Genomic DNA, 21835 nt, shown 5'->3' with positions numbered 1-21835 from the left:
CGCCACTGTCGTACCCCAGTGCGGGGGCGTGAGCGGCACAGCTCAGCGCTCGAGCGAAGCGAACCGCTCGATATCGGAGTTGGTGCCCGAGACGATGATGAGGTCGTGGTCGGTGACCACGGTGTCCGCCTCGGCATAGCGGAACGGCCTGCCGGGGCTCTTGACCCCGACCACGGTGACATTGAACTTGGTGCGTACCCCGGACTGGTTCAGTCCGATGCCGCGGATGTACTTGGGCGGGTACATCTTGGCCAGCACGAAGTCGTCGTCGAACCGGATGAAATCCAGCATGCGGCCGCTGACCAGGTGCGCCACGCGCTCACCGGCTTCGCGCTCGGGGTAGATGACGTGATTCGCGCCCACGCGCGCGAGGATCTTGCCGTGCGACTGCGACACCGCCTTCGCCCAGATCTGCGGCACCTTCAGATCGACGAGGTTCGCCGTGATCAGCACCGACGACTCGATCGACGAGCCGGTGGCGACGACGGCCACCTGGAAGTCCTGCGCCCCGATCTGCTTGAGGGCGTCGAGGTTGCGGCCATCGGCCTGCACCGCGTGGGTGACGCGCTCGGACCACTTCTGCACGAGCTCGATGTTCTCGTCGATGGCCAGGACATCGCGATCGAGCCGGTCCAGCTCGCCTGCGCACGCGGCCCCGAACCGGCCCAGGCCGATGACCAGGACAGGGGCATCGCCTCGGATCTGCTCAACCAACGATCGGCCTTTCCACGGGGAGCGAATACAGCTGCTTGCTGCTGGTCGCGGCCACGGCCGCGGCGAGAGTCACTGTACCAACGCGGCCGAACAGCATGGTGGCCGCCAGCACGTATTTTCCGGGATCCTGCAGGGTCTCCGTCAGCCCCGACGACAGCCCGACCGTGGCGAACGCCGAGATGACGTCGAAGAGCACGTCGGCCACGGGTGCCTTTGTGAACTGCGCGATCGTCACCGTCGAGACCGCCACGAGGGTCGCGCCCCACGCCACGACCGACAGGGCCACGCGCTGCACGTCGCTCGGGATGCGGCGGCCGAACGCCTGCACGGACGGGCGGCCCTTCGCCTCGGACCAGACGGCCAGCGCCAGCACGGCCAGGGTCGTGACCTTGATGCCACCCGCAGTGGAGGCAGAGCCCCCGCCGACGAACATGAGCATGGAGCCGACGATGAGCGACGAGCCGTGCAGACTGCTGATGTCCACCGTGGAGAATCCGCCGGAACGGGTCATCGCCGACAGGAAGAACGACTGGTAGACGGTGTCCCACACGCCGCGGTCGCCGAACGTCTTCGGGTTGTTGTATTCCAGCAGCAGGAACACGAGCGCGCCGGCGACGAACAGCAGCACGGTCGTGATGATCGTCAGCTTCGCGTGCAGCGACCAGCGCCGGACGTGCCAGCGCTCACGCAGCAGCGTGTAGATGACCGGGAAGCCGATCGAGCCGAGGAAGACGCCGCCCATCATGACGGTGAGGAAGAAGTAGTCGTGCTGGAAGAGCTCGAGCCCGTCCGGGTTCGGCGCGAATCCGGTGTTCGTGAACGACATCGCCGCGTAGTAGGGGGCTTCCCACAAGGCGCGCAGCGGATCGATCCCGCCCAGGATGAGCGAGGGCAACATGAGCACGGCCAGCCCCGCCTCGATGACGAGGGTGGACAGGGCCACGGTGGCCAGCAGCGAGCCCACATCTCCCAGGCGCACCGTCTGTCCTTCGTTGACGGGTCCGCCGTGGGCGCGCAGCGGATTCGAATCGCTTGCCGCGATGAGCTTGGCGCGCAGGCCCAGCCGCTTCGAGATCACCAGACCGAGGATCGATGCGAGCGTGAGAACGCCCAGGGCTCCCACGTTCACGCCGATGTAGACGATGATGTTGCCGAACGCCGACCAATGCGTGGCCATGTCGACCGTCGACAGCCCGGTGACACAGATCGTCGAGATCGCAGTGAACAGCGCGTCGGCGAACGGAGTGCGCACGCCGTTGGCAGATGCGGCCGGCAGACTCAGCAGCATCGTGAAGATGGCGATCAGGATGATGTACACGCCCACCGCGAAGCGGGCCGGGGATGCCGTGGTGAAATCGCGCAGAGTGTCCCAGGCTTCGGCGGCGGCATGCCGCAGGCGTCGCAGAAGCGACCTGCGTATACGCGGATCCGTATGTGAGGACATCTGTGTCATGGTACTCAGCCGGACGCCCGGCTAACCTAAGGGCATGGCGGACATCTTCGACGTGATCGCGGACGGGACCCGTCGCGAAATCCTACGGTTGCTGCTGGACCGCGCCGCCGCGGGCCACGAGGGCACCAGCGTGTCGCAGATCGTCGCGGAGCTGGGGGTGAGCCAACCCACCGTCTCCAAGCACCTCAAGGTGCTGCGCGAGGCAGACCTGGTAGCTGTGCGCGAAGAGGGGCAGCACCGCTTCTATCGGATCGAGACGGCGCCGTTGGATGCCGTGGACGCCTGGATCGTCCCGTTCCTCGAGCACGCCGACCCGGTCGAGCCCGTCGCGCTGCCCGAGCCGGCCGCCCATGCCGCCGAAGTGGTGGGGCGCGCCGCGGCATCGGCCAAGCATGCGTGGGAGAGCGCGCTGAAGAAGCTCCCGGGCCGCTGAGCGCTCGCCTACACACCGTGATGTCCGACGACTCCCGCTCCGGTGCGCCCGCGGTCATGCTGCTGTGCGACTACTCGCTGCACTACCTGGGCGGCGCGCAGACCGCTTTCATGCGCCAGGCGCGCAGCCTCGCCGCCGAGGGCTGGAAGGTCGTCGTGGTCGCCCCGGACTCCGACGTGCTGGCGGGCACGCCCGGCATCCTGATCGCATCCCCCGTCGTGCGGCGCACCTTTCCGGTGCTGGACCTGCCGATCCTCGGCGACCGGTCCCGGCTGCAGGCCGATGTCGCCGTCATGGCGCGTCGCCACCGGGTGCGCGCCCTGGTCGTGCACTCCGAGTTCACCCTCGCCGCCGTGGCGCTCGGGGTCGGCGCCGAGCTCGGCATCCCAGTCCTGCACACGGTGCACACGTTCTTCTGGCACGCGCCGATCATTCTGTCGCCGTTCGCGCCGGGGATCCGGTGGTTCCACCGCCGGCTGACCGGCATCCCCTCCGTCGACCGATGCCACGGCGGCACTCCCGTCGACAATGCGCTGCGCGGCATGACGTTGCGCGTCGCGCTGCGCGCGGACGGGGTGCTCTCTCCCTCGGAGCATCAGGCGCGGGCACTGCGGGCGGCCGGGGTGGCTTCAGCCCGTGCGTTCTCGAACGTGTCCGAGCCGCTGCAGCCCGCGCCCCTGCGCCGGTGCGGGCCGTTGACGCTCGTGTGGGCGGCGCGGTTCGCTCCCGAGAAGCGGCTGCAGGTGGCATTGGATGCCGTGCGGCTCGTGACGGCGCGGCTCGGGCCGGGGCGCGTGCACCTGCATGTGGCCGGCGGCCGGCATCGCGCCCAGACCGACGTCACGTTCCACGGGCGGGTGCCGGCCACACGCGTCGCGGAGCTGATGACGCGATCCGACGCCGTGCTGATCACCTCGTTCGGATTCGACAACCAGCCGATGATCGCACTGGAGGGCTTCACGCGCGCACGGCCCGTGATCGTGTCCGACCCCGCGTTGGCAGCCGAGTTCGGCGCCGCGGCCATCGGCACCGTGACGCCGGATGCTGCGGGCCTGGCCGACACGCTCACCGGCCTGGTCGCCGACAGGGGCGCGCTGACCGATGCCGCGGCCGCGGCGCTGGCGTATGCCCGGGCGCGCCGGCCCGCCGCGCACGCCGCCGATCTGCGTGCTGCGATCGACGGCGTGTCGGCGAACCGGCGCGCCTAGCGGCCCGCCGATCGGGCGCGCGAGCGTCCCGCGAGCGTCCCGCAAAGGCACATCCGTGAGTCGATCGCACAGGTCACGCGCGCACCATGGGTTTACAGGTGTCCCGCCGACCCCATAGAGTGTGCTCAGTGTTCTGGCAAGGCGCTGATCTGGGGAGAGGTGGACCGACATGGCTGAACTGCCCGATGTGCAGTTCCTGACCGTCGCAGAGGTGGCCGAGCTGATGCGCGTGTCGAAGATGACGGTCTATCGCCTCGTGCACGCCGGCGAACTGCCCGCGGTGCGCTTCGGACGCAGCTACCGTGTGCCCGAATCGGCCGTGGCAGAGGTCATGCAGCGGCCCATCGCCGACGTCGGCTAGACTGACCCGAGGCATTTTTCGTTTTTTTGCCCGATCCCGGGTGCGGGAGACCCTGCGCCCAGACCCCGACATAGTGAGGTTTTCCGTGGGTTCTGTCATCAAGAAGCGCCGCAAGCGCATGGCGAAGAAGAAGCACCGCAAGCTGCTTCGCAAGACTCGCCACCAGCGCCGCAACAAGAAGTAAGCGGCACGTGCACCAAGCGCCTGTCCGGGTGGACGGGCGCTTCGTGTTATCCGCGTTGTGCCACCGCGAAGGAATCACACATGAAGTCGATCACCGTCCACGACCTGCATGATCAGCACGATGTCCCCCTCGTCGACGTCCGCGAGCCCGACGAATACGCCGCAGGCCACGTGCCCGGTGCGATCAATCTGCCGATGTCGACGATCCGCGATCGCATGGAAGATCTGCCCGAAGGCCCTTTCAACGTGATCTGCCAGGTGGGCGGGCGTTCGGCGCGGGTGACGAAGTCGCTCGAGCAGCAGGGCTACGACGTCACCAACGTCGAGGGCGGCACCGGGGAGTGGATCGCGCGCGGCTTCGACGTCGAGCGCTGAGACGCCCGCGGGCCGGCGTGTCCGAGCCCGCCTCTATGATGAGAGCGTGACCACGATCACCCTCATCGGCAAACCCGGCTGTCACCTCTGCGATGTCGCGCACGGCGTCATCGACCATGTCCTCGCTGAGCTTCCCGCCGGCGTGGCCGATCGTGTCGAGGTGGTCGAGAAGTCCATCCAGACCGATCCTGAGTTGTACGCGCAGTGGTGGGAGAAGATCCCGGTCGTCCTCATCGACGACCACCTGCACGCGCATTGGCGCGTCGGGGCCGACCGGCTGCACGCGGCGCTGATGGATGCCGCAGCCCCGGCCAAGGCGCTGCGCTGATGCTGCGGCACGTCGTGATGTGGAAGCTCGCCGCCTCCGATCCGACCGAGCGCGTGGCGCAGGCGCAGCAGATCGCCGATCGACTGAATGCGCTGCAAGGCGTCGTGCCCGAGATCGTCGCGATCAGCGCGGGCCCGGGCATGGCCGAGGGCGATTGGCATGCCGCCCTGATCGTCGACGTCGCCGGTCGCGATGCGCTGGCGTCCTATGCCGCGCACCCGGCGCATCAGAAGGTGCTCACCTACATCCGCAGTGTCGTTGCGGAACGCGCCGCGGTCGACTTCGAGTTCTGACGCCGCCCGCGCCGATCAACCCCCGCGTCGACCGACCCACGCGGTTCGCCTGCTAATTGTCGACTTCGACCACCGGTGCGTCCGGTGCGTTCGTCTTGACGGACTCGATGCCGTTCAGGGCGCTCGCCTTCGACGAATACCCTTGGCTGGTCGCCACGACCTGGCCGTTGGACGCCTTCAGGTTGAACCGCCAGTCGCCGCCCTTGTCGGTCCACAACTCGAACTTGCCTGCCATGGGATCTCCCTCGCTCTCAAGGACGGGTCTCGCACCCGCCGAGCATCACGGTAGCGGTCGCACGGCTGTGGCGGTAGAGGGCGGACCGGTGCACCCGGCGCTTGTGCATCTCGGCGTGAGAAGCGTTGAATGGCAGCGGTGCGTGTGGAGGGACCAACGATGATCCAGCACAGAGATGCGACGTCCGTTCTCGCGGGGCAGGAGACGATCAGAACCTGGCAGGAGCACCTCTACAAGACGGTCCACCAGCATCCCGAGCTCGGCCACCAGGAGGTCGAGACCGCGGCCCTGGTCGCCGACGCACTGCGCGGGTTCGGCTACGACGTGCACGAGAAGATCGGCTCGACCGGTGTCGTCGGCGTCCTGCGCAACGGAGACGGGCCGGTCGTGCTCACGCGCGCCGACATGGATGCCCTGCCCGTGGAGGAAGTGACAGGGCTGCCGTATGCCAGCACGGATCACGCGACCGATCGGGACGGCGTCGTGGTTCCGGTCATGCACGCCTGCGGGCACGATGTGCACGTGGCGTGCCTGCTCGGGGCTGCCAGCCTGCTCGCCGAGACGCCGGATGCCTGGAAGGGCACGTACATCGCCCTGTTCCAGCCCGCCGAAGAGCTCGCCGACGGAGCCGAGGTGATGCTCGATGCGGGCCTTGCCGATCTGATTCCGAAGCCGGACGTCGCGCTGGCCCAGCATGTGCTGCCCTTCCCAGCCGGACGGCTGGGAGTGCGGCCGGGTCCGTTCCTCTCCAGCGGCGACAGCATGCGCGTGACGGTGTGGGGCCGCGGCAGCCATGGTTCGATGCCGCAGCTGTCAGTCGATCCGGTGGTGCTCGCCTCCTCGATCGTCATGCGGTTGCAGACGGTCGTCTCGCGCGAGGTCGCGCCGGGGGAGTTCGCCGTGCTCACCGTCGGGCGCGTCGAGGCCGGTTCCAAGAGCAACATCATCTCCGACCATGCGGTTCTCGAACTGAACTTCCGCACCTTCAGCGAGTCGACCCGTGCCGCCATCGTCGCGGCGATCCACCGCATCGTGGAGGGCGAGTGCGCAGCCGCCGGGTCGCCCAAGCCGTCCACCTACGAGACCTACGACCACTATCCGGTCACCGACAACGATCCGGATGTCGCAGCCACTCTCGCCGCGGCGTTCGCCGACCATTTCGGCGACAGCGCGTTCGCGATCGATCGCCAGTCTGCCAGCGAGGACTTCAGCGAGATCCCTGACGCGCTGCGCGTTCCGTACGCGTACTGGGGGGTGGGCGGTATCGACCCGGCCCAGTACGCGAAGGCCGAGGCATCCGGAACCGTGGTCACCGACATCCCCGCCAACCACTCGCCATCCTTCGCGCCCGTCATCGAGCCGACGCTGCGCACCGGCACGGCCGCCGCGGTCGTGGCGGCGCTCGCCTGGCTCGGATGACCGGGGCGGCGCGGGCGCTCAGACGGGGTCGGACGGTCCGGTCGTTGCCCGCGGACGCGGGGCGTTGAGCTTGAAGTACACGCCCAGCAGCCGGATGAGGAAGCAGGCGGCAGCCGCGGCGAACGCCGCAGCCAGGCCGTGGAAGCCGAGCAGAATGCAGCCGACGGTGATCCCGGCACCCACGATCGCGGGGATCGCGTACAGTCCTTCGCGCATGACCGAGGGCACCCGGCCGATCATGACGTCGCGCAGCGTGCCACCGCCCACCGCGGTGATCGCACCCAGGATGATGGCCTGCACCGGACCGAGCCCGAACGTCATCGCCTTGCCGGCGCCGGTGACGGCGAACACGCTCAGTCCGACTGCGTCCAGCAACTCGATCGGCACGGCCAGCCGGGTCAGATGCTGAGAGAAGGCGAACGCGATCAGAGCGCCGCCGGCGGCCACCGCCAGATACCGCCAATCCTGGAACGTCGCCGGGGGAAGGTCATCGATCAGCGTGTCACGGATGATCCCGCCGCCCAGGGCGGTGATCATGCCCAGGGTGATCACGCCCACGATGTCCAGCCGTGCTGCGCGCATGGCCGTCAGGCCCCCGTTCAGGGCGAAGACGAACGTCCCCGTCAGGTCGAGGACGAGCAGCAGCAGCGATGCGCCCTCCATGTGCTCACGGTGCCAGGCGTGTGGGCCCTCGGAACAGGAACGTCACTTCGCGGATGGATGCCTCGCCCAGAAGCAGCATCAGCACGCGGGCAAGGCCCATGCCGAATCCGCCGTGCGGCGGGACGCCGTAGCGGAAGAAGTCCAGATAGTGCTCCAGACCCTCGAGCTTCAGGCCCTTGGCCAGCGCCTGCTGCTCGAGCACCTCGATGCGGTGCTCGCGCTGGGCGCCGGTGGTGATCTCGACGCCCTTGAACAGCAGGTCGTAGCTCTTGGTGAGCCCGGTCGCCGGGTCGATCATGTGGTAAAAGGGCCGGATCTCGGGGTGGTAGTCGGTGATGAACACGAACTCGTGCCCGAGCCCCTCGGCGACGTGCGCCGAGATCTGACGCTCGCCCTCGGGGTCGAGGTCGCCGTCGGTGCGTGGGATCTCGTAGCCGCGCTCGGCCACGATCCGGTGCGCCTCGGCCAGCGGGATGCGCGGGAACGGCAGCGTCGGCACCACGACGTCGATGTCGAAGAGCTCCTTGATCTCGTCGCCATGCTTGGCTTTCACGGCCTGGATTGCGGTGGCCAGCAGCTCTTCCTGCATGGCCGCGACATCCTCGTGCGACTCGATCCAGCTGATCTCGGCATCCACACTCGTGAACTCGGTCGCGTGGCGGCTGGTGAAGCTCGGGTCGGCGCGGAACACGTCGCCGATCTCGAACACCTTGCCGAAGCCGGCGGCCTGCGCCATCTGCTTGAAGTGCTGCGGGCTCTGGGCGAGGTAGGCCGTCTTGTCTTCGAAGTACGGCAGGCTGAACAGCTCGGCATTCGACTCCGACGGGCTCGACATCAGCTTCGGCGTGTGGATCTCGACGTAGTCGCGGTCGACCCAGTACTGCCGCATGGCGTGCTCGAGCGTCGTCGAGACGCGGAAGATCAGGTTGTTGCGCCGCTGACGCAGGTCGAGGAAGCGCCAGTCCATGCGCTTGTCCGTGCTGGAGTCCGCCGCGATCGGCGTCTCGGGCAGGGCCGCAGAGGCGACCTCGAGGGTTCGCAGCTTGATCTCGATGCCGCCGAGCTTGACGCGCTCGTCGTGCTTGAGGTCACCGGTGATCGTCAGGAACGACCCGTGGGCGAGGTTCGAGATGGCGTCGGTCAGTGCGAGGGCCGCGGCATCCTGGTCTGTCTTCTCTGGGTCGGGACGCGTCGCGGGGTTGACCAGCTGCACGGCACCGGTCTCGTCGCGCAGGATGACGAACTGCACCTTCTTCTGATCGCGGACGGTCTCCACCCATCCCGAGACGGACACGGGACCGTCGGCGCGGGCGGCGAGCTGGCCTACGAGAATACGTTCAGTCACAAGCGTCCAGTCTACGTGGCCGGGCTCACGCTCTCAGCGGCCTCTGAACCGCAGCGCACGTAGACTGGGGCGGTGCCCGCCGATCGCCTGCATCTGGTGCGCCATGGGGAGGTTCACAACCCCCGTGGCGTGCTCTACGGGCGACTCCCGAACTATCGGCTGAGCACGGCCGGGCGCACCATGGCGCGCGAGGCCGCCCGCTATCTGCACGGGCTGGGGCGTCCGATCGAGTCGCTCGTGTGCTCGCCGCTGCAGCGCACGCAGGAGTCCGCCGAGCCGTTCGCCGAGCTGTTCGGCATTCCGCCGTTCGTCGACGGTCGCGTCATCGAGCCCACCAACGTCTTCGAGGGCAAGCGCATGTCGCGGGCCCTGCTCAATCCTCTCAACTGGCGGTATCTGCGCCGACCCGAGATTCCGAGTTGGGGCGAACCGTACGCCCAGGTGATCGCGCGCATGGAGGCCGCGATGCAGGATGCCTGGACCCGCACGCCGTCCGGAGACGCTGTGATCGTCTCGCACCAGCTGCCCATCTGGATCACCCACCTGCACATCGCAGGGCTGCCGGCCCGTCACGACCCGCGCAGGCGCCGTTGTGCGCTCTCGAGCGTGACGAGCTTCGAGCGCACGGGAGATGTCTGGGTCGAGGTCGGATACGCCGAGCCCGCCGCCGCGGCGGGCGCTGTCGATGTGGGAGCCGTGTGATGCACATCTCGAAGAAGGTCCGGGGCGTGGCATCCATCGCCGCCGCTGTGATGCTCGTGGCGGGATTGACCGCCTGCAGCGGGGCGGGGGGCGACCTCGCCCAGCAGTACCGCGCCGGCGACAGTAAGGGCTTCATCTCCGCGGACGGTACCGTGCACGAGTACAAGCCCGGTGATCAGCCGAAGGCGATCGCCTACTCGGGCACGCTGGATGACGGCGAGGACGTGTCGAACAAGACGTATGCGGGCAAGGTCACGGTCGTGAACTTCTGGTGGGCCAACTGTGCACCCTGCCGCACCGAAGCTCCGATCCTCGAAGAGTCCGCGCAGCACTTCGCCGGGCAGGATGTCGCCTTTCTCGGCGTGAACACGTACGACCAGGCCGCCACCTCGCAGAGCTTCGCGAAGGAGTTCGGCATCACCTATCCGAGCGTCATCGACGTCGACACCAAGTCGGTCACCGCGGCGTTCGCCGACATCGTGCCGCTCAGTGCCACTCCGTCGACGGTGATCCTCGGCAAGGACGGTCGGCCGACCGCGCGCATCATCGGCCCGGTGCCCGATCCGTCGATCCTGAACGCGCTGATCACGACCGCGTTGGACGAGAAGTCGTGATCGCACTGATCGCGGGCGGTGCCCTGTGGGTCGCGATCCCGATCGCGATCCTGGCAGGTCTCGTCTCGTTCCTGTCGCCGTGCGTGCTGCCGCTGGTGCCCGGCTACCTCGGGTTCATCGGGGGAGCGGTGACCCCGCGCCAGCGGCCTGCGGCATCCGCCCCGGCTTCTGCGGGCCGGGCGGCCGCCGTCGCCGTCGAGACGTCGGTGGCCGCCCCTGCCCGCGGCCGGCTGGTGGGCGGTGTGCTGCTGTTCATCGCCGGGTTCACCGTCGTGTTCATGGCCGTGAACATCTTCAGCGGCACCGTGGGCCTGTTCTTCCTGCAGTACAAAGACGTCATCACCCGGGTCGTGGGCGTGATCGTCATCCTGCTGGGTCTCGTGTTCATCGGCCTGTTCGGGTTCGCCCAGCGCACGTTCAAGCCGCAGGTGCGCGGCAACCTCGGACTCGTCGGCGCACCGCTGCTGGGACTTGCCCTCGGGGTGGGGTGGGCGCCGTGCATCGGCCCGACGCTCGCCGTGATCCTGAACATGTCGCTGGATTCGGCCTCGGCCGGCCGAGGCGCCGTCCTGGGGCTCGCGTATTCGCTGGGCCTCGGCATTCCGTTCCTGCTCATCGCGCTCGGCTTCGGCTGGGCCACTCGCTCGGTGACGTTCCTGCGCCGCCATATCCGCACCGTCAACCTGATCGGTGGCGCGGTGCTCATCGTCCTCGGCGTCCTGATGGTCACCGGGGTGTGGGGAGTTCTCATGTCACAACTGACGGGAGTGTTTTTCAGTGTCACACCCGCGCTCTGATCCGATGGCGGATGCCGCGGCCGACCCGCTGCGGCCCGCCGACCACGTCGACCACACCGACGACGGACCCGATATCGTCTCGCCGCAGCTCGGCTTCTTCGGCTGGCTGCGGTGGGGGTGGCGCCAGCTGGCCAGCATGCGCACCGCGCTCGTGCTGCTGCTGCTGCTGGCGATCGCAGCAGTGCCCGGATCGATCGTGCCGCAGCGCACGGCCGACCCGAACGGTGTGACCCAGTACTTCCAGGACAACCCGACGCTCGCGCCGGTGCTCGACAAGCTGCAGCTGTTCGACGTGTATTCGTCGGTGTGGTTCTCGGCGATCTACATCCTGCTGTTCATCTCGCTGATCGGCTGCGTCATCCCGCGACTCAAGCACCACCTGAAGGCTCTGCGCACCCGTCCGCCGCGCACGCCGGCGCGCCTGGCGCGGCTTGCCCACCACAGCGAGACGCTCGTCGAACTCGCCCCCGGCGACGCCGAGCCCGCAGCCTACGCCGAGGGCGAGGCATCCCGCGCCATCGACCTGGCCGCATCGCAGCTCAAAGCCGGCGGATACCGTGTGCAACGCTACGAGTCCCGGGGCTCCGTGTCGGTCTCGGCCGAACGCGGCTACCTGCGCGAGTCCGGGAATCTGCTGTTCCACATCGCGATTCTGGGTGTGATCATCGCTGTCGGCTTCGGCGGCGGCTTCACCTACACCGGACAGCGCGTGATCGTGCAGGGCACGACGTTCGTCAACTCGGTGGGCACCGACTACTCGTCGTTCAACCCGGGCAGGTTCGTCAATCCCGACGACCTCACGCCGTACACGATGCGCCTGGACAAGTTCGACGTCACCTATGTGCCGTTCGGCACCGCCAACGGCGGTCAGGCCGGCAACTTCGTCGCACACATGACCACCACGCTGCCGGGGCAGAAGTCCGTGGACGACACCATCCTCGTCAACCACCCGCTGGGCATCGCGGGCGAGCGGGTGTATCTGATGGGCAACGGCTATGCGCCCACCGTCACGGTGCGAAACCCCGCCGGTGAGGTCGTCTTCCACGACAGCATCGCGTTCCTGCCGCAGGACAACAACCTGACCTCGCTCGGCATCATCAAGGTGCCCGACGGGCTGAAGAAGCAGATCGGCATGGTCTCGTTCTTCTACCCCACGCAGCTGGAGCACAAGGACGGAACGTTCTCATCGGCCTATCCGGCGCTGCTGAGCCCGCTGCTGACCATGAACGTGTATGAAGGTGACCTGGGCATCAACAACGGCGTGCCGAAGTCGGTCTATGCGCTGGACACCACGGGCATGACGCAGCTGACCGGAGGCTCCACCGACGTGAAGCCGATCGAGCTGGCACCGGGGCAGACGCAGAAGCTGCCGGACGGACTGGGCTCGATCACCTTCGACGACGAGTCGCCGCTGGGTGCGACCGACTCGTCGCAGTCGGTCAAGCGCTTCGTGTCGCTGTCGATCCATCGCGACGTGTCGGGCCCGTGGGTGCTCGGCTTCGCCGTGCTGGCGGTGCTGAGCCTCTTGCTCGCGCTGTTCATGCCGCGCCGGCGCATGTGGGTGAAGGCGACACCGAAGGGCTCGGTGCTCACGCTCGAATACGCAGGTCTCGCCCGTGGCGAGGACCCGACTCTCGGGGGAGCCGTCGACGCGCTCGCGCGCAGGCACGGCGAGGCGTTCGACGCCGGGTCGCCGGCGGGGCGGGATGCCGCTGCCCGCGGCGGTTCGGACGGGCTGGGAGATCGTGACGAGAACGCGTCGACCGACGAGCCGAGCCCGAAGAACCCGAGCGTAGACTGATCGCCATGCCCTCGCTCGATGAGATCTCCGTGCTGCTCGTGTGGACGGCCGTGGCCATCTATGCCCTCGCATTCGTCGCCTACACGATCGACCTGGCCAGCCGCTCGGCGCAGGCGCTCGATGCGAAGGATGCCGCCGCCCTCACCCGTGAGCGCCAGCTCGTGGGCGCTGCTGCCGGTGCAGCGGCCTCGGCTCGGTCCTCGAGCGCGCGCGGCGAGACGAAACGCCCCGCCGGCGCCGTGAACCGATCGATCGATTCGTCGCCTTCGCCGTTCGCGATCGCTCCCGCCGAGCGGGTGCGGCCGCTGTTCGCGCGCATCGGCACGTCGCTGGTGTGGCTGGGCTTCCTCTTCCACCTCGGCGCCGATGTCCTGCGCGGTGTCGCCGCAGGCCGTGTGCCGTGGGCCAACATGTACGAATTCGCCCTCACCGGCATGCTGCTGGTCGTCGCGGTCTACCTGGCAGTGCTGTTCCGGTACGACCTGCGCTTCTTGGGCGCGCTCGTGACGGGCCTTGTGGTGCTGCTTCTGGGCGGATCGGTGCTGGCGTTCTACGTCGTCGTGGCGCCGCTGGTCGACCCGCTGAAGTCGCCGTGGCTGGTCATCCACGTCTTCGTCGCGTCGCTGGCTACGGCGTTCTTCACCCTGACGTTCGGGTTGTCGCTGCTGCAGCTCATGCAGACGCGTCGCGAGCACAAGCTGATCGTCGCCGACGGCAAGCCGGTGCGCACGTGGGGGTTCCTCAAGACGCTGCCATCGTCGGAGGCACTGGAGTCGCTGGCCTACCGCTTCGCAATCGTCGGCTTCATCTTCTGGACGTTCACCCTCATCGCCGGGTCCATCTGGGCCAATGACGCGTGGGGCAGGTTCTGGGGCTTCGACACGAAGGAAGTCTGGACGTTCGTCATCTGGGTGCTCTACGCCGGGTACATCCATGCCCGTGCGACGCGCGGCTGGCGCGGCACTCGGTCGGCCTGGCTGTCGGTCATCGGCTTCGCCGCGGTGATCTTCAACTTCGCCATCGTCAACGTCTTCTTCAAGGGCCTGCACGCCTACAGCGGCCTGACGAACTGAGTTCGTTCGTTCGAGGGAGCGCAGCGAGACGGTCGCCGAGCGCCAGGTGGCACCCGGACGCGATGCTCCTTCGTTCAGCCATGGGATTCTTGGTGAGACCCAGGGCGACGTCTCAGGTCTCACCGAGCTTCCCCTCACTCGCGCAGGAATCCCCTGGCTGGCCAAGATTCGTGGCGTCGACTATCTGCGTCGGCTCGTGCGCTGCGCGCCCGGGTGCGGCGGACTCATCCGGCCATCGCCGCGGTGCACGAGAACCGTGCACGATATGCGCTCGGGGTCGTATCGAGCACGCGCGTGAAGTTCTGGCGCAGGACGGCGGCCGAGCCGAAGCCTGTCTCGGCGGCGATCTGCTCAAGGCCGAGGTCCGTGCGTTCGAGCATCCGCTGCGCCTCGACGATGCGCTGGCGGGTGAGCCACGTCGCCGGCGGCATGCCGAACTCGGAGCGGAACCGGCGTGCGAACGTGCGTGACGACATGTGGGCGCGGCGCGCGAGCTCGTCAACCGACAACTCGTCGCGAAGATTCTGCACCGCCCAGGCAGAGATGTCCGACAGCGAGTCGCCGGCGACAGCCGGCAGCGGGCGATCGATGTACTGCGCCTGACCGCCGTCGCGCTGCGGCGGCACGACCATGCGCTTCGCGATGCGGTTGGCCATCTCTGCGCCCAGCTCGATCCGCAGCAGGTGCAGACATGCGTCGATCCCCGCGGCCGTGCCCGCGCTGGTGATGATCCGTCCGTCCTGGACGAACAGCACATCGGGGTCGACGTCGATCTGCGGATACATGGCGGCAAGCACGCCGGAATACATCCAATGCGTGGTCGCCCGGCGCCCGTCGAGCACACCGGCCGCGGCAAGGGCGAAAGCGCCGCTGCACACGCTCATGGTCCACGCGCCGCGGGCCACGGCATCCTGCGCCACGGCGATCAGCCGCGCATCGACGTTCCCCCACCTCTCGCGGGGCATCGGGCAGAAGATGACGAGATCGGCTTCATAGGCGAACGAGAGGTCGTGCTCGACGTTCACCGAGAAGCCGAGCTTCGAGTGCACGGCACCCGGATGCGGCGCCACGACGCGGAAGTCGAAGTTGGGCACGCCGTCGTCGCTGCGATCGAGTCCGAACGCCTCGCAGGCCACGCCGAATTCGAACGGAGCGAAACCCTCGTCGATGATGCAGGCCACGGTCTTCATGTGTGCACTCCTCATGATGGCAGGATTGTGACGAACATTGACTATTCTGCCACTCGTGGCGGGATTTTGTCGAGCATAGTCTTTCTGCCATGTTCATCATCGTCGTCCTGGCGGGCCTCGCGATCTGGGGCCTGGTCGCCACTGTCATCGAACTGCGCCGCGATGGATATCGGGCGGTGCCCACGAACGAGACCCGCGTCGCCGAGTACGGTCCGCCGGAGGACTCATCCGCGGGGTCGGCGCCGCGACAGTCGATCGTCGCCGCATCCGGCCGTGTCGCGCACCACCGCCCGCAGGCCGTGCCGAGGTGACGGCATCCCGCCTCAACTGCCGGGTCGGTGCCGCACCGCCTCAGCCGGCGGCGGGCGCCCGCGTCTCCCAGGCCGTCACGTGCACGGTCGTGCCCGCGACGATGTCGAGCACGACCGGCCACGACACGCGCGTGGCGCCGGGCTGGGGCGCCGCCCAGAGGGTGCGCGCGGCGAGCTGACCCTGCATGGAGTTCGCGTCCCACCCGATCCCTGCATGCACCGACTCACCGGGCTTGACGGTGATGGTCGAAGGACCCGGGTCGGTGGCCATGAACGAGCTGCCATGCTCGACGGTCACCGGCAGCAGGTGGCCGTTCTGATCTGCAAACGCCACATCGGGATACCCCGTCACCGTGCAGGCGCTGTCGGTGTTGTTCACCAGCTGCAAAGTCTGCAGGCGGTGGCCGGTCGCGGCATCCGACCCCGGCGCGAGCAGCGTGGAATTCTCGGGCGTGCACGCGTCGGCGGGCAGGGGAGTGGTCGAGGTCGCGACAGTGGGCACCGGGTCTCCGACGGCGTTCGGATCGCGAGGCGCCGCGCCCCCGGGGTCGGCGTTGGCGGATGCCTCGGCCTGCGACGTCGCCTGCTGCTGGCGCAGTTGCGCCTGGGTCGCGGCGTGCGCGCCCTGGTCGACGAGCGGAAGGGCGACGGCGGCGACCACGGCCAGCGCGCTCACGATGAGGACGCTCGTGGTGCGCGCGGACGTGCTCGCGGGTGCGGCGGCTGTCGGCGTGCGGTCCGGGCCGGCGATCCCCGAGGTCTCGAGGGCGCCTGCCGCCGGTAGGGACTCGTCGAATGCCGCAGCATTCGGTGTCGTCACCGCGGACTCCGCACGGCGGCGGACGCCGAGCGCGACGACGAGGGCGGGGATCCACCCCACGACCAGCGCCCAGAAGACCGTGAGGGCTGCCGTTCCCATCGTTCCGATCGCGCCGCCGATGCCCATCCGTGCCGTCCACGCGATGAGGTTGCCGAGGTCGAGCACCGCGCCCAGCACGAATCCGGTGAGGATCGCCGCCAGCCATCCGGGGGCGAACGGCACCCGTCCGCCGCGCGCGAACCAGGACGAGATCGCGGCGTACGCGACCACGATCAGCAGCATCGCGGTCACGTACAGCACGACCGCCCATCCCAACGGGGCTGAGAAGAATCCGCCGCGCATCGGCGAGGGGACCAGCCGCGCCAGCGTCGAGGCCGAACCGCCGATCGTCGTCAGGCCGTAGGGCAACCAGCCGGAGGCGAGCCACAAAGCGGCAAGGACGATTCCCGCGATCAGTCTGCGTGGCATGACGCTCCTCTTCGTGTGCGTGCGGCTGCGGCATCCTGACTCTAATCGTCGTGGATTCGTGAACCCTGCAGGAGCGACGGGCCGGCCACTGGAAGATGGATGCCGCTTCGCGTAGCGTGTGCGGCATGTGCCGAAACATCCACACGCTGCACAACTTCGAACCGGCAGCCACTTCCGACGAGGTGCAGGCGGCCGCACTGCAGTATGTGCGCAAGATCGCCGGGACGACCAAGCCCTCGAAGGCGAACCAAGACGCGTTCGATCATGCCGTCGCCGAGATCGCCCACGCGACACAGCACCTGCTCGACGCGCTCGTGGCCACCACCCCGCCGAAGAATCGCGAAGAGGAGGCCGAGAAGAAGCGCGCCCGGGCGATCGCGTCGGGGCGGTACGCCGCCTGACGGCGCGCCGTGCTCTGCCTCACGGCGGCTGGCTGCGGGCATCCCGTGCGGGGTTGAGTCGGCGCTATTTACCGTTCCGGTCGAACCCGTAAATCGTGCCGACTGAATTTCGGGTGGCTCGTTCGGTCGACGCGATTCACCGCCGCCAGCGGGTCAAGACCGTGAAACGTGCCGACTGAATGACGGATGACGCGAACCGCGGATGACACGCCGCGCACGCTCACGTCTTGATGCGCGTGGAGCATCAAGATTTGAGTGCGCGCAACGGTGCATTGCGCCTCGGGTACGGAGTCGGTCTGAGTTCGACCCAGCTCGGCGCCGTGTCAGCTGGTGCCGTGGTCTGTTCGGTATGCGTCCGCGGCCGCACGCAGCCTTCGGTGGGCACCGCCGTAGGCCTCAGCATCCCTCAGCGCCCACTTCGGCAGCTTCGCGACCATCGTGTAATTGGGGTCGCAGACGTTCGCGGCAGGCGCCAGACCGAGCTGGCTGACAAGCTGGTATGCGTCCAGCAGATCCATGCCGGTCAGCGACGCCGTCCACTCGACGAGGTCTTTCTGGCTCAGCCGGAACGCGTCTTCCAGCGGGCGCACAGATCCCGTGCTCATGACGAAGTCGTCGTTCTCGTAGCGTGGCCAGGCAGGCGCTGCGGCCTTTACGAGCTCGACCGCGATGACCGAATTCATGGCGCATTCCAGACCAGTGCCGATGACCTCGCCTTCGCCCTGACGCGCATGTCCGTCGCCGAGGGCGAGCATGGCGCCGGCGACGTTGACCGGCAGATACAGCGTCGTGCCGCGGCGCACCTCGGGGGAGTCCATGTTTCCCCCGTGTGATGACGGAGTGACCACGAGTCGCACCTCGCCGCCGGACGGCGCCACGCCCACGACGCCGTGCATCGGGTCCAGCGGGAGTTCCAGCTCGTACTCCGATGTGTGCGCACGGAAGTGCGCGGTCCAGCGGTCCAGATCGAGGTCGTAGAACCATACGCGCTCTTCGAGCGGTTGTTGCAGAGTAGGAGTCTCGTGGCTTGAGGTCAGTGCCCCGAAATAGGGGAACGTCACCGACACCGCGCTCGGCCGCGACGGCCGGATGTCGATGAAGTGCACCGCCAGCATGTCGCCGGGTTCGGCGCCCTCCACGGCGATCGGCCCGCTCACAGGGTTCAGCTTCTCGAAGTCGCAGACCTCGCTGGGCCGGTCCTGTGCCGAGCGGACCCGCCCGCCGAAACAGTCCTCGGTGCTGACCTCCACGATGTCACCGGACCGGATCTGCAGTTTCGGCTCGGTGCCTCCGAACACATACGCGTAGTCGGTCGCCGCCGGCCTCAGTTCATGGATGCTCATGGGGACCTTCTCCTCGATCACTTCTCGGCGTCGTGCGCGTCGTCTTCGGCCTCTGCGGACTCAGCCGCCTGCATCGACAGCGGGTCGCGCAGCCGTCCCCTCAGACCGAGGATGATGGCGAGCACGATGCCCAGCGCCAGCCAGATGAAGCCGAGCGTCTGCGCGGCCACCTGTGCGTTCCACACGACGGCGATGAGCACGAGGAAGCCCAGCACCGGGAAGACCAGGTGCAGGAACCAGCGCCGCGAACGGTGCTTGACGACGAACCACCACACGACGGCGACGTTCAGCATCAGAAATGCGGTCAGGGCGCCGAAGTTGACCAGCGACGAGATCACGGTGAGCCCGTCGGGCAGCGACGCCAGCGGGATGCCGATCGCCAGCGAGATCGCCGCCACGAGGAACGTCGCGTTGGTGGGCACCTTGTGCTTGCGGTTCACCTGCCGCAGGAACTTCGGCAGCTGACGATCGCGGGCCATCGCGAACAGCAGGCGGCTCGTGGCCGCCTGGGCGACCATGGCGTCGGCGAAGCCCCACGCGATCGCCGTCGCGACCGCGGTGAGCACGCCCAGCCACGGTCCGCCCGCGAATGCCGCCGCATCGTAGAACGCGGTGCCGGCGACATCCCCCTTCGCGATGAGGGTCGAAGGGTCTTCGACGAGCATCGCGGCCACCCACGTCTGCACCACGAACAGCGCGCCGACGATCAGCAGCGAGAACACCATCGAGCGGCCGAGCTGCTTGCTGGTGCCCGCGTTCTCTTCGGCGAGGGTCGAGATAGCGTCGAATCCGAGGAACGACAGAACGGCGATGGATGCCGCGCCGAAAACCACCGCGAACGTGAAGGTGTGCGGATTGAAGAACGCCTCGAAGCTGAAGTGGCCGCGGCCGGATGCGACGGCCCAGATGCCGACCGCGAGGAAGATCGCCAGGACGATGAGCTCGGCCACGAGCATGTACTTGTTCACGCGCGCGGTGAGAGTGATGCCGAAGTAATTGATCACGGTGTTCAGCACGACGAACACGATCACCCAGGCCCACACGGGTACGTCGGGCACGAAGCTCGCCATCGCCAGCGCGGCCGCGAGATACAGCAGCGCAGGCACCAGGATGTAGTCCAGCAGGATCATCCATCCGGCCACGAACCCGGCACCGCGGTGGGTGCCGCGACCGACGTACGTGAACACAGAGCCGGTCATCGGGAACGCCTGTGCCATCTGCGCATACGAGTTCGCTGAGAACATCATGCCGACCATGGCGATGATGTACGCCAGCGCGACCATGCCGCCGGACTGCTGGAACACGCTGCCGAAGATTGCGAACGGTGCGATCGGCACCATGAAGATCAATCCGTAGATCAGCAGGTCTGAGAACGTCAGCGTGCGCTTGAGCTCCTGCTTGTAGCCGAACTGTTCGATCGCGTCGGCGTGGTCTGCGATGCCCGCAGCACTCGGGTTAGGGTCTGCGTCGGGGGTGGGGGTCATGAGCGGTCCTATCCGCTTCGCCTGCGAAGCGATATTTTCACGTGGAAATTGTTTGCCACGCTACTACGGACGATCGCCGGCCGCCACTGGTTCCAGCCACGTTCCCGCCGCACGGGCCAAGCTCACGGAACCGCGCGTCCGCAATCCGGCATAGGACCTCGCCCTCATCTGTGTGAGGTCGGCTCGACGGCCCACCACCTCGGCGAGAAGCCTGACACCGTCGTAGCAGCCGACGGCGTACGCCCCCGGCGTCGGTGCGAGGGCGCCGTAGCGGCTCGCGTACGCAGAGTGGATGCTGTCGAATCCACCGTCGTCGACGTCGAAGAACGGCATCGCCGAGAACAGGTTGCCAGTCTCGTCCCCGCCGGCGGCCAGCAGGCAGTTCTCGTCGAGCGCGGTGCACAGTCGCAGGCACGAGCCCGACACGGCGGATGCACCGAAAGCCCGATGGAACAGGATGCCGTCGCGTCCGATGAGCGAGACCAAGACGGCGTCGGGGCGCGAGCGCGACACGTGATCGACGAGTTCGTCGGGATTCGTCACTCCCACCGGGACGAGCCGGTCGTACACCACCTGCCCGCCGAGGTCGCCGATCACGGCACGCGCGGCCGTGTGCATGGCGCGGGGCCAGACGTAGTCGTTGCCGATGAGTGCCCACCGGCGTGCGCGGCCGTCGCCCATGAGCTTGCGCACGGGCTCTCGCAGCTGAGCCAGGGGACCGTCCCCGATGAACACCGTACGGCCCGATGGGTGGAGGAGTTCGTGCGGCGGCGTGAACACGTAGGGAAGTCGTCCGACGATGGTGCGCTCGATCGCCACGCGCACGTCCGACGTGTGCGCACCCACGAGCCCGTCGAGTCCTGCGCCACCCATCACGGCATCCACATCGCGTGCTGTCTGTGCGGGGCCTTGTCCGGCATCGATCACGACCAAGCGCACCGGCCGGTCCAGCACGGCCGCCTCTTCTTCCGCGGCAAGCTGTGCGGCGTTGACGATCCCGGGCCCGGCGACGCCCATCACGCCGCTCAGCGACGCGACGACACCCAGCGTGATGGCGTCGGGGCGCGGCCCGCCCAGCATCGCTTCGATCGGAGAGGTTATGCTGACCGCTGAGGTCATGGTCCCAGTATGGGCGCGTGACACGCCGCACGCGATCTGACCGGTTCGTCGGGCGAGAGCGGCGGGCGAGAGCGGCAGGCGAGAGCAGAGGACGGTGGCGATGCAGACGGCGAGGTCCGAGAGCGCCGGTTCGCTCGCGCTGACGCTGCTTGCTTCGATTCGTGCACAGCAGTCGCTGATCGATGTGCTGGACACGGCGCTCGCCGACGAAAGCGCGACCGTCGATCAGTGGCGCGTGCTGTCTGCGCTGTGCGCGGCTGGACCCGAGGCGATGACGATGGGCGAGCTCGCTGCCTCGACCCAGATTCCGCGCCCGACGCTGTCGCGCATCGTGGATGCCCTCGAAGATGCCGCCAGCGTCTTCCGCCACACCGGCGTCGTCGATCGGCGCCGCATCACCGTGCACGTCTCCGACCGCGGTGCGGAGCGCCTGGCCCGCATGGACGCGATCGTGGCGGCCTGGGAGGCAGCGACTGCTGCACGCCCCGGCGCGGCCACATAACCAGCGTTCGGTCGGCGTGAATTACCGTTCCGGCCGGTCTGACGCGTAAAACGCGCCGACTGAACCGCGGATGCGGCGCCGCGGATGCCGCGCCGCGTGCACGCTCACGTCTTGATGCGTGTGGAGCATCAAGACGTGAGTGTGCGCGAGGTGCGCTGCGGCCGGCCCGGCGCGCGGGGGCGAGCGCGCCGCCGATGGCC

General features: G+C 68.0%; 26 protein-coding genes. 16 read left to right on the top strand and 10 right to left on the bottom strand.

Features of this window, described 5'->3' with window-relative positions:
* Window positions 1–42: 42 nt before the first annotated feature.
* Window positions 43–714, bottom strand: coding sequence for a potassium channel family protein (locus QU603_RS12870; protein ID WP_308491776.1), 672 nt, complete (start codon window positions 712–714; stop codon window positions 43–45).
* The gene (locus QU603_RS12865; protein ID WP_370655305.1) at window positions 707–2158 is read right to left on the bottom strand and encodes a TrkH family potassium uptake protein; all 1452 of its coding nucleotides are present in this window, start codon (window positions 2156–2158) and stop codon (window positions 707–709) included. The genes QU603_RS12870 and QU603_RS12865 overlap by 8 nt, the downstream gene beginning before the upstream one ends.
* Window positions 2159–2201: 43 nt before the next feature.
* Here QU603_RS12865 and QU603_RS12860 point away from each other — a divergent pair, with 43 nt between their 5' ends.
* The 7 genes from QU603_RS12860 to QU603_RS12830 all read left to right on the top strand — a co-directional run bounded on the left by QU603_RS12860 (window position 2202) and on the right by QU603_RS12830 (window position 5348).
* The gene (locus QU603_RS12860) at window positions 2202–2600 is read left to right on the top strand and encodes an ArsR/SmtB family transcription factor (RefSeq protein ID WP_308491774.1); all 399 of its coding nucleotides are present in this window, start codon (window positions 2202–2204) and stop codon (window positions 2598–2600) included.
* 20 nt (window positions 2601–2620) lie between these two features.
* Entirely contained in the window at window positions 2621–3808 is a 1188-nt protein-coding gene (locus tag QU603_RS12855) for a glycosyltransferase family 4 protein (protein WP_308494019.1), read from the top strand.
* 169 nt (window positions 3809–3977) lie between these two features.
* Window positions 3978–4169: a helix-turn-helix domain-containing protein gene (locus tag QU603_RS12850; protein WP_308491773.1), complete on the top strand. Its 192-nt coding sequence runs from the start codon at window positions 3978–3980 to the stop codon at window positions 4167–4169.
* Window positions 4170–4254: 85 nt separating this feature from the next.
* Window positions 4255–4353: a 30S ribosomal protein bS22 gene (locus QU603_RS12845; RefSeq protein ID WP_003792170.1), complete on the top strand. Its 99-nt coding sequence runs from the start codon at window positions 4255–4257 to the stop codon at window positions 4351–4353.
* An 80-nt stretch (window positions 4354–4433) separates the two neighbouring features.
* The gene (locus QU603_RS12840; RefSeq protein ID WP_308491772.1) at window positions 4434–4727 is read left to right on the top strand and encodes a rhodanese-like domain-containing protein; all 294 of its coding nucleotides are present in this window, start codon (window positions 4434–4436) and stop codon (window positions 4725–4727) included.
* Window positions 4728–4773: 46 nt separating this feature from the next.
* Window positions 4774–5055 carry a glutaredoxin family protein gene (locus QU603_RS12835; RefSeq protein ID WP_308491771.1) on the top strand — a complete coding sequence of 94 codons (282 nt, stop codon included), beginning with the start codon at window positions 4774–4776 and terminating at the stop codon, window positions 5053–5055.
* Window positions 5055–5348 carry a Dabb family protein gene (locus QU603_RS12830; RefSeq protein ID WP_308491770.1) on the top strand — a complete coding sequence of 98 codons (294 nt, stop codon included), beginning with the start codon at window positions 5055–5057 and terminating at the stop codon, window positions 5346–5348. Before QU603_RS12835 ends, QU603_RS12830 begins: the two co-directional genes overlap by 1 nt.
* Window positions 5349–5400: 52 nt before the next feature.
* Here QU603_RS12830 and QU603_RS12825 read toward each other — a convergent pair whose 3' ends face one another.
* Window positions 5401–5583 (bottom strand): YegP family protein, encoded by a 183-nt coding sequence (locus tag QU603_RS12825; RefSeq protein ID WP_308491769.1) that lies wholly within the window; start codon window positions 5581–5583, stop codon window positions 5401–5403.
* A 159-nt stretch (window positions 5584–5742) separates the two neighbouring features.
* Between QU603_RS12825 and QU603_RS12820 the strand changes: the two genes are divergently transcribed.
* On the top strand, window positions 5743–7002 hold the full coding sequence (locus QU603_RS12820) for an amidohydrolase (RefSeq protein WP_308491768.1): 1260 nt from the start codon (window positions 5743–5745) through the stop codon (window positions 7000–7002).
* A gap of 18 nt (window positions 7003–7020) precedes the next feature.
* Here the strand turns inward: QU603_RS12820 and QU603_RS12815 are convergent, their stop codons facing one another.
* Both QU603_RS12815 and aspS read right to left on the bottom strand, forming a co-directional pair.
* Window positions 7021–7665: a trimeric intracellular cation channel family protein gene (locus QU603_RS12815; protein WP_308491767.1), complete on the bottom strand. Its 645-nt coding sequence runs from the start codon at window positions 7663–7665 to the stop codon at window positions 7021–7023.
* 4 nt (window positions 7666–7669) lie between these two features.
* On the bottom strand, window positions 7670–9010 hold the full coding sequence (aspS, locus tag QU603_RS12810) for an aspartate--tRNA(Asn) ligase (protein ID WP_308491766.1): 1341 nt from the start codon (window positions 9008–9010) through the stop codon (window positions 7670–7672).
* 72 nt (window positions 9011–9082) lie between these two features.
* On the opposite strand from aspS, the gene QU603_RS12805 reads away from it, so the two are divergent.
* Genes QU603_RS12805 through ccsB form a run of 5 tightly spaced genes read left to right on the top strand, consistent with a single transcriptional unit; the run spans window position 9083 to window position 13997 of the window.
* Window positions 9083–9712 (top strand): histidine phosphatase family protein, encoded by a 630-nt coding sequence (locus QU603_RS12805; RefSeq protein WP_308491765.1) that lies wholly within the window; start codon window positions 9083–9085, stop codon window positions 9710–9712.
* Between the two features lie 26 nt (window positions 9713–9738).
* Complete coding sequence (locus QU603_RS12800) at window positions 9739–10326, top strand: TlpA family protein disulfide reductase (protein WP_308491764.1); 588 nt, start codon at window positions 9739–9741, stop codon at window positions 10324–10326.
* Window positions 10323–11123: a cytochrome c biogenesis CcdA family protein gene (locus QU603_RS12795; RefSeq protein ID WP_308491763.1), complete on the top strand. Its 801-nt coding sequence runs from the start codon at window positions 10323–10325 to the stop codon at window positions 11121–11123. Before QU603_RS12800 ends, QU603_RS12795 begins: the two co-directional genes overlap by 4 nt.
* Complete coding sequence (gene resB / locus QU603_RS12790) at window positions 11104–12924, top strand: cytochrome c biogenesis protein ResB (RefSeq protein ID WP_370655304.1); 1821 nt, start codon at window positions 11104–11106, stop codon at window positions 12922–12924. Before QU603_RS12795 ends, resB begins: the two co-directional genes overlap by 20 nt.
* Before the next feature lie 5 nt (window positions 12925–12929).
* On the top strand, window positions 12930–13997 hold the full coding sequence (ccsB, locus tag QU603_RS12785; protein ID WP_308491762.1) for a c-type cytochrome biogenesis protein CcsB: 1068 nt from the start codon (window positions 12930–12932) through the stop codon (window positions 13995–13997).
* Window positions 13998–14221: 224 nt separating this feature from the next.
* On the opposite strand, the gene QU603_RS12780 is transcribed toward ccsB, so the two are convergent.
* The gene (locus QU603_RS12780) at window positions 14222–15187 is read right to left on the bottom strand and encodes a GlxA family transcriptional regulator (protein ID WP_308491761.1); all 966 of its coding nucleotides are present in this window, start codon (window positions 15185–15187) and stop codon (window positions 14222–14224) included.
* An 89-nt stretch (window positions 15188–15276) separates the two neighbouring features.
* Here QU603_RS12780 and QU603_RS12775 point away from each other — a divergent pair, with 89 nt between their 5' ends.
* Window positions 15277–15498 carry a hypothetical protein gene (locus QU603_RS12775; RefSeq protein WP_308491760.1) on the top strand — a complete coding sequence of 74 codons (222 nt, stop codon included), beginning with the start codon at window positions 15277–15279 and terminating at the stop codon, window positions 15496–15498.
* Window positions 15499–15538: 40 nt separating this feature from the next.
* On the opposite strand, the gene QU603_RS12770 is transcribed toward QU603_RS12775, so the two are convergent.
* Window positions 15539–16786, bottom strand: a complete 1248-nt coding sequence (locus tag QU603_RS12770) for a DUF4232 domain-containing protein (RefSeq protein WP_308491759.1) — start codon at window positions 16784–16786, stop codon at window positions 15539–15541.
* Window positions 16787–16911: 125 nt separating this feature from the next.
* Between QU603_RS12770 and QU603_RS12765 the strand changes: the two genes are divergently transcribed.
* Entirely contained in the window at window positions 16912–17187 is a 276-nt protein-coding gene (locus tag QU603_RS12765; protein ID WP_308491758.1) for a DUF2277 domain-containing protein, read from the top strand.
* A gap of 323 nt (window positions 17188–17510) precedes the next feature.
* Here QU603_RS12765 and QU603_RS12760 read toward each other — a convergent pair whose 3' ends face one another.
* The 3 genes from QU603_RS12760 to QU603_RS12750 form a co-directional block, all read right to left on the bottom strand.
* Window positions 17511–18530, bottom strand: a complete 1020-nt coding sequence (locus tag QU603_RS12760) for an acetamidase/formamidase family protein (RefSeq protein WP_308491757.1) — start codon at window positions 18528–18530, stop codon at window positions 17511–17513.
* A gap of 17 nt (window positions 18531–18547) precedes the next feature.
* The gene (locus tag QU603_RS12755; RefSeq protein ID WP_308491756.1) at window positions 18548–20014 is read right to left on the bottom strand and encodes an APC family permease; all 1467 of its coding nucleotides are present in this window, start codon (window positions 20012–20014) and stop codon (window positions 18548–18550) included.
* 63 nt (window positions 20015–20077) lie between these two features.
* Entirely contained in the window at window positions 20078–21133 is a 1056-nt protein-coding gene (locus QU603_RS12750; RefSeq protein WP_308491755.1) for an ABC transporter substrate-binding protein, read from the bottom strand.
* 100 nt (window positions 21134–21233) lie between these two features.
* Here QU603_RS12750 and QU603_RS12745 point away from each other — a divergent pair, with 100 nt between their 5' ends.
* Complete coding sequence (locus QU603_RS12745) at window positions 21234–21635, top strand: MarR family winged helix-turn-helix transcriptional regulator (RefSeq protein WP_308494017.1); 402 nt, start codon at window positions 21234–21236, stop codon at window positions 21633–21635.
* Window positions 21636–21835: the final 200 nt, after the last annotated feature.

This window comes from Microbacterium terrisoli (genome assembly GCF_030866805.1).
In the GTDB taxonomy this organism is placed as follows: Bacteria; Actinomycetota; Actinomycetes; order Actinomycetales; family Microbacteriaceae; genus Microbacterium; species Microbacterium terrisoli.
This window is presented reverse-complemented; position numbering and strand designations above follow the sequence as displayed.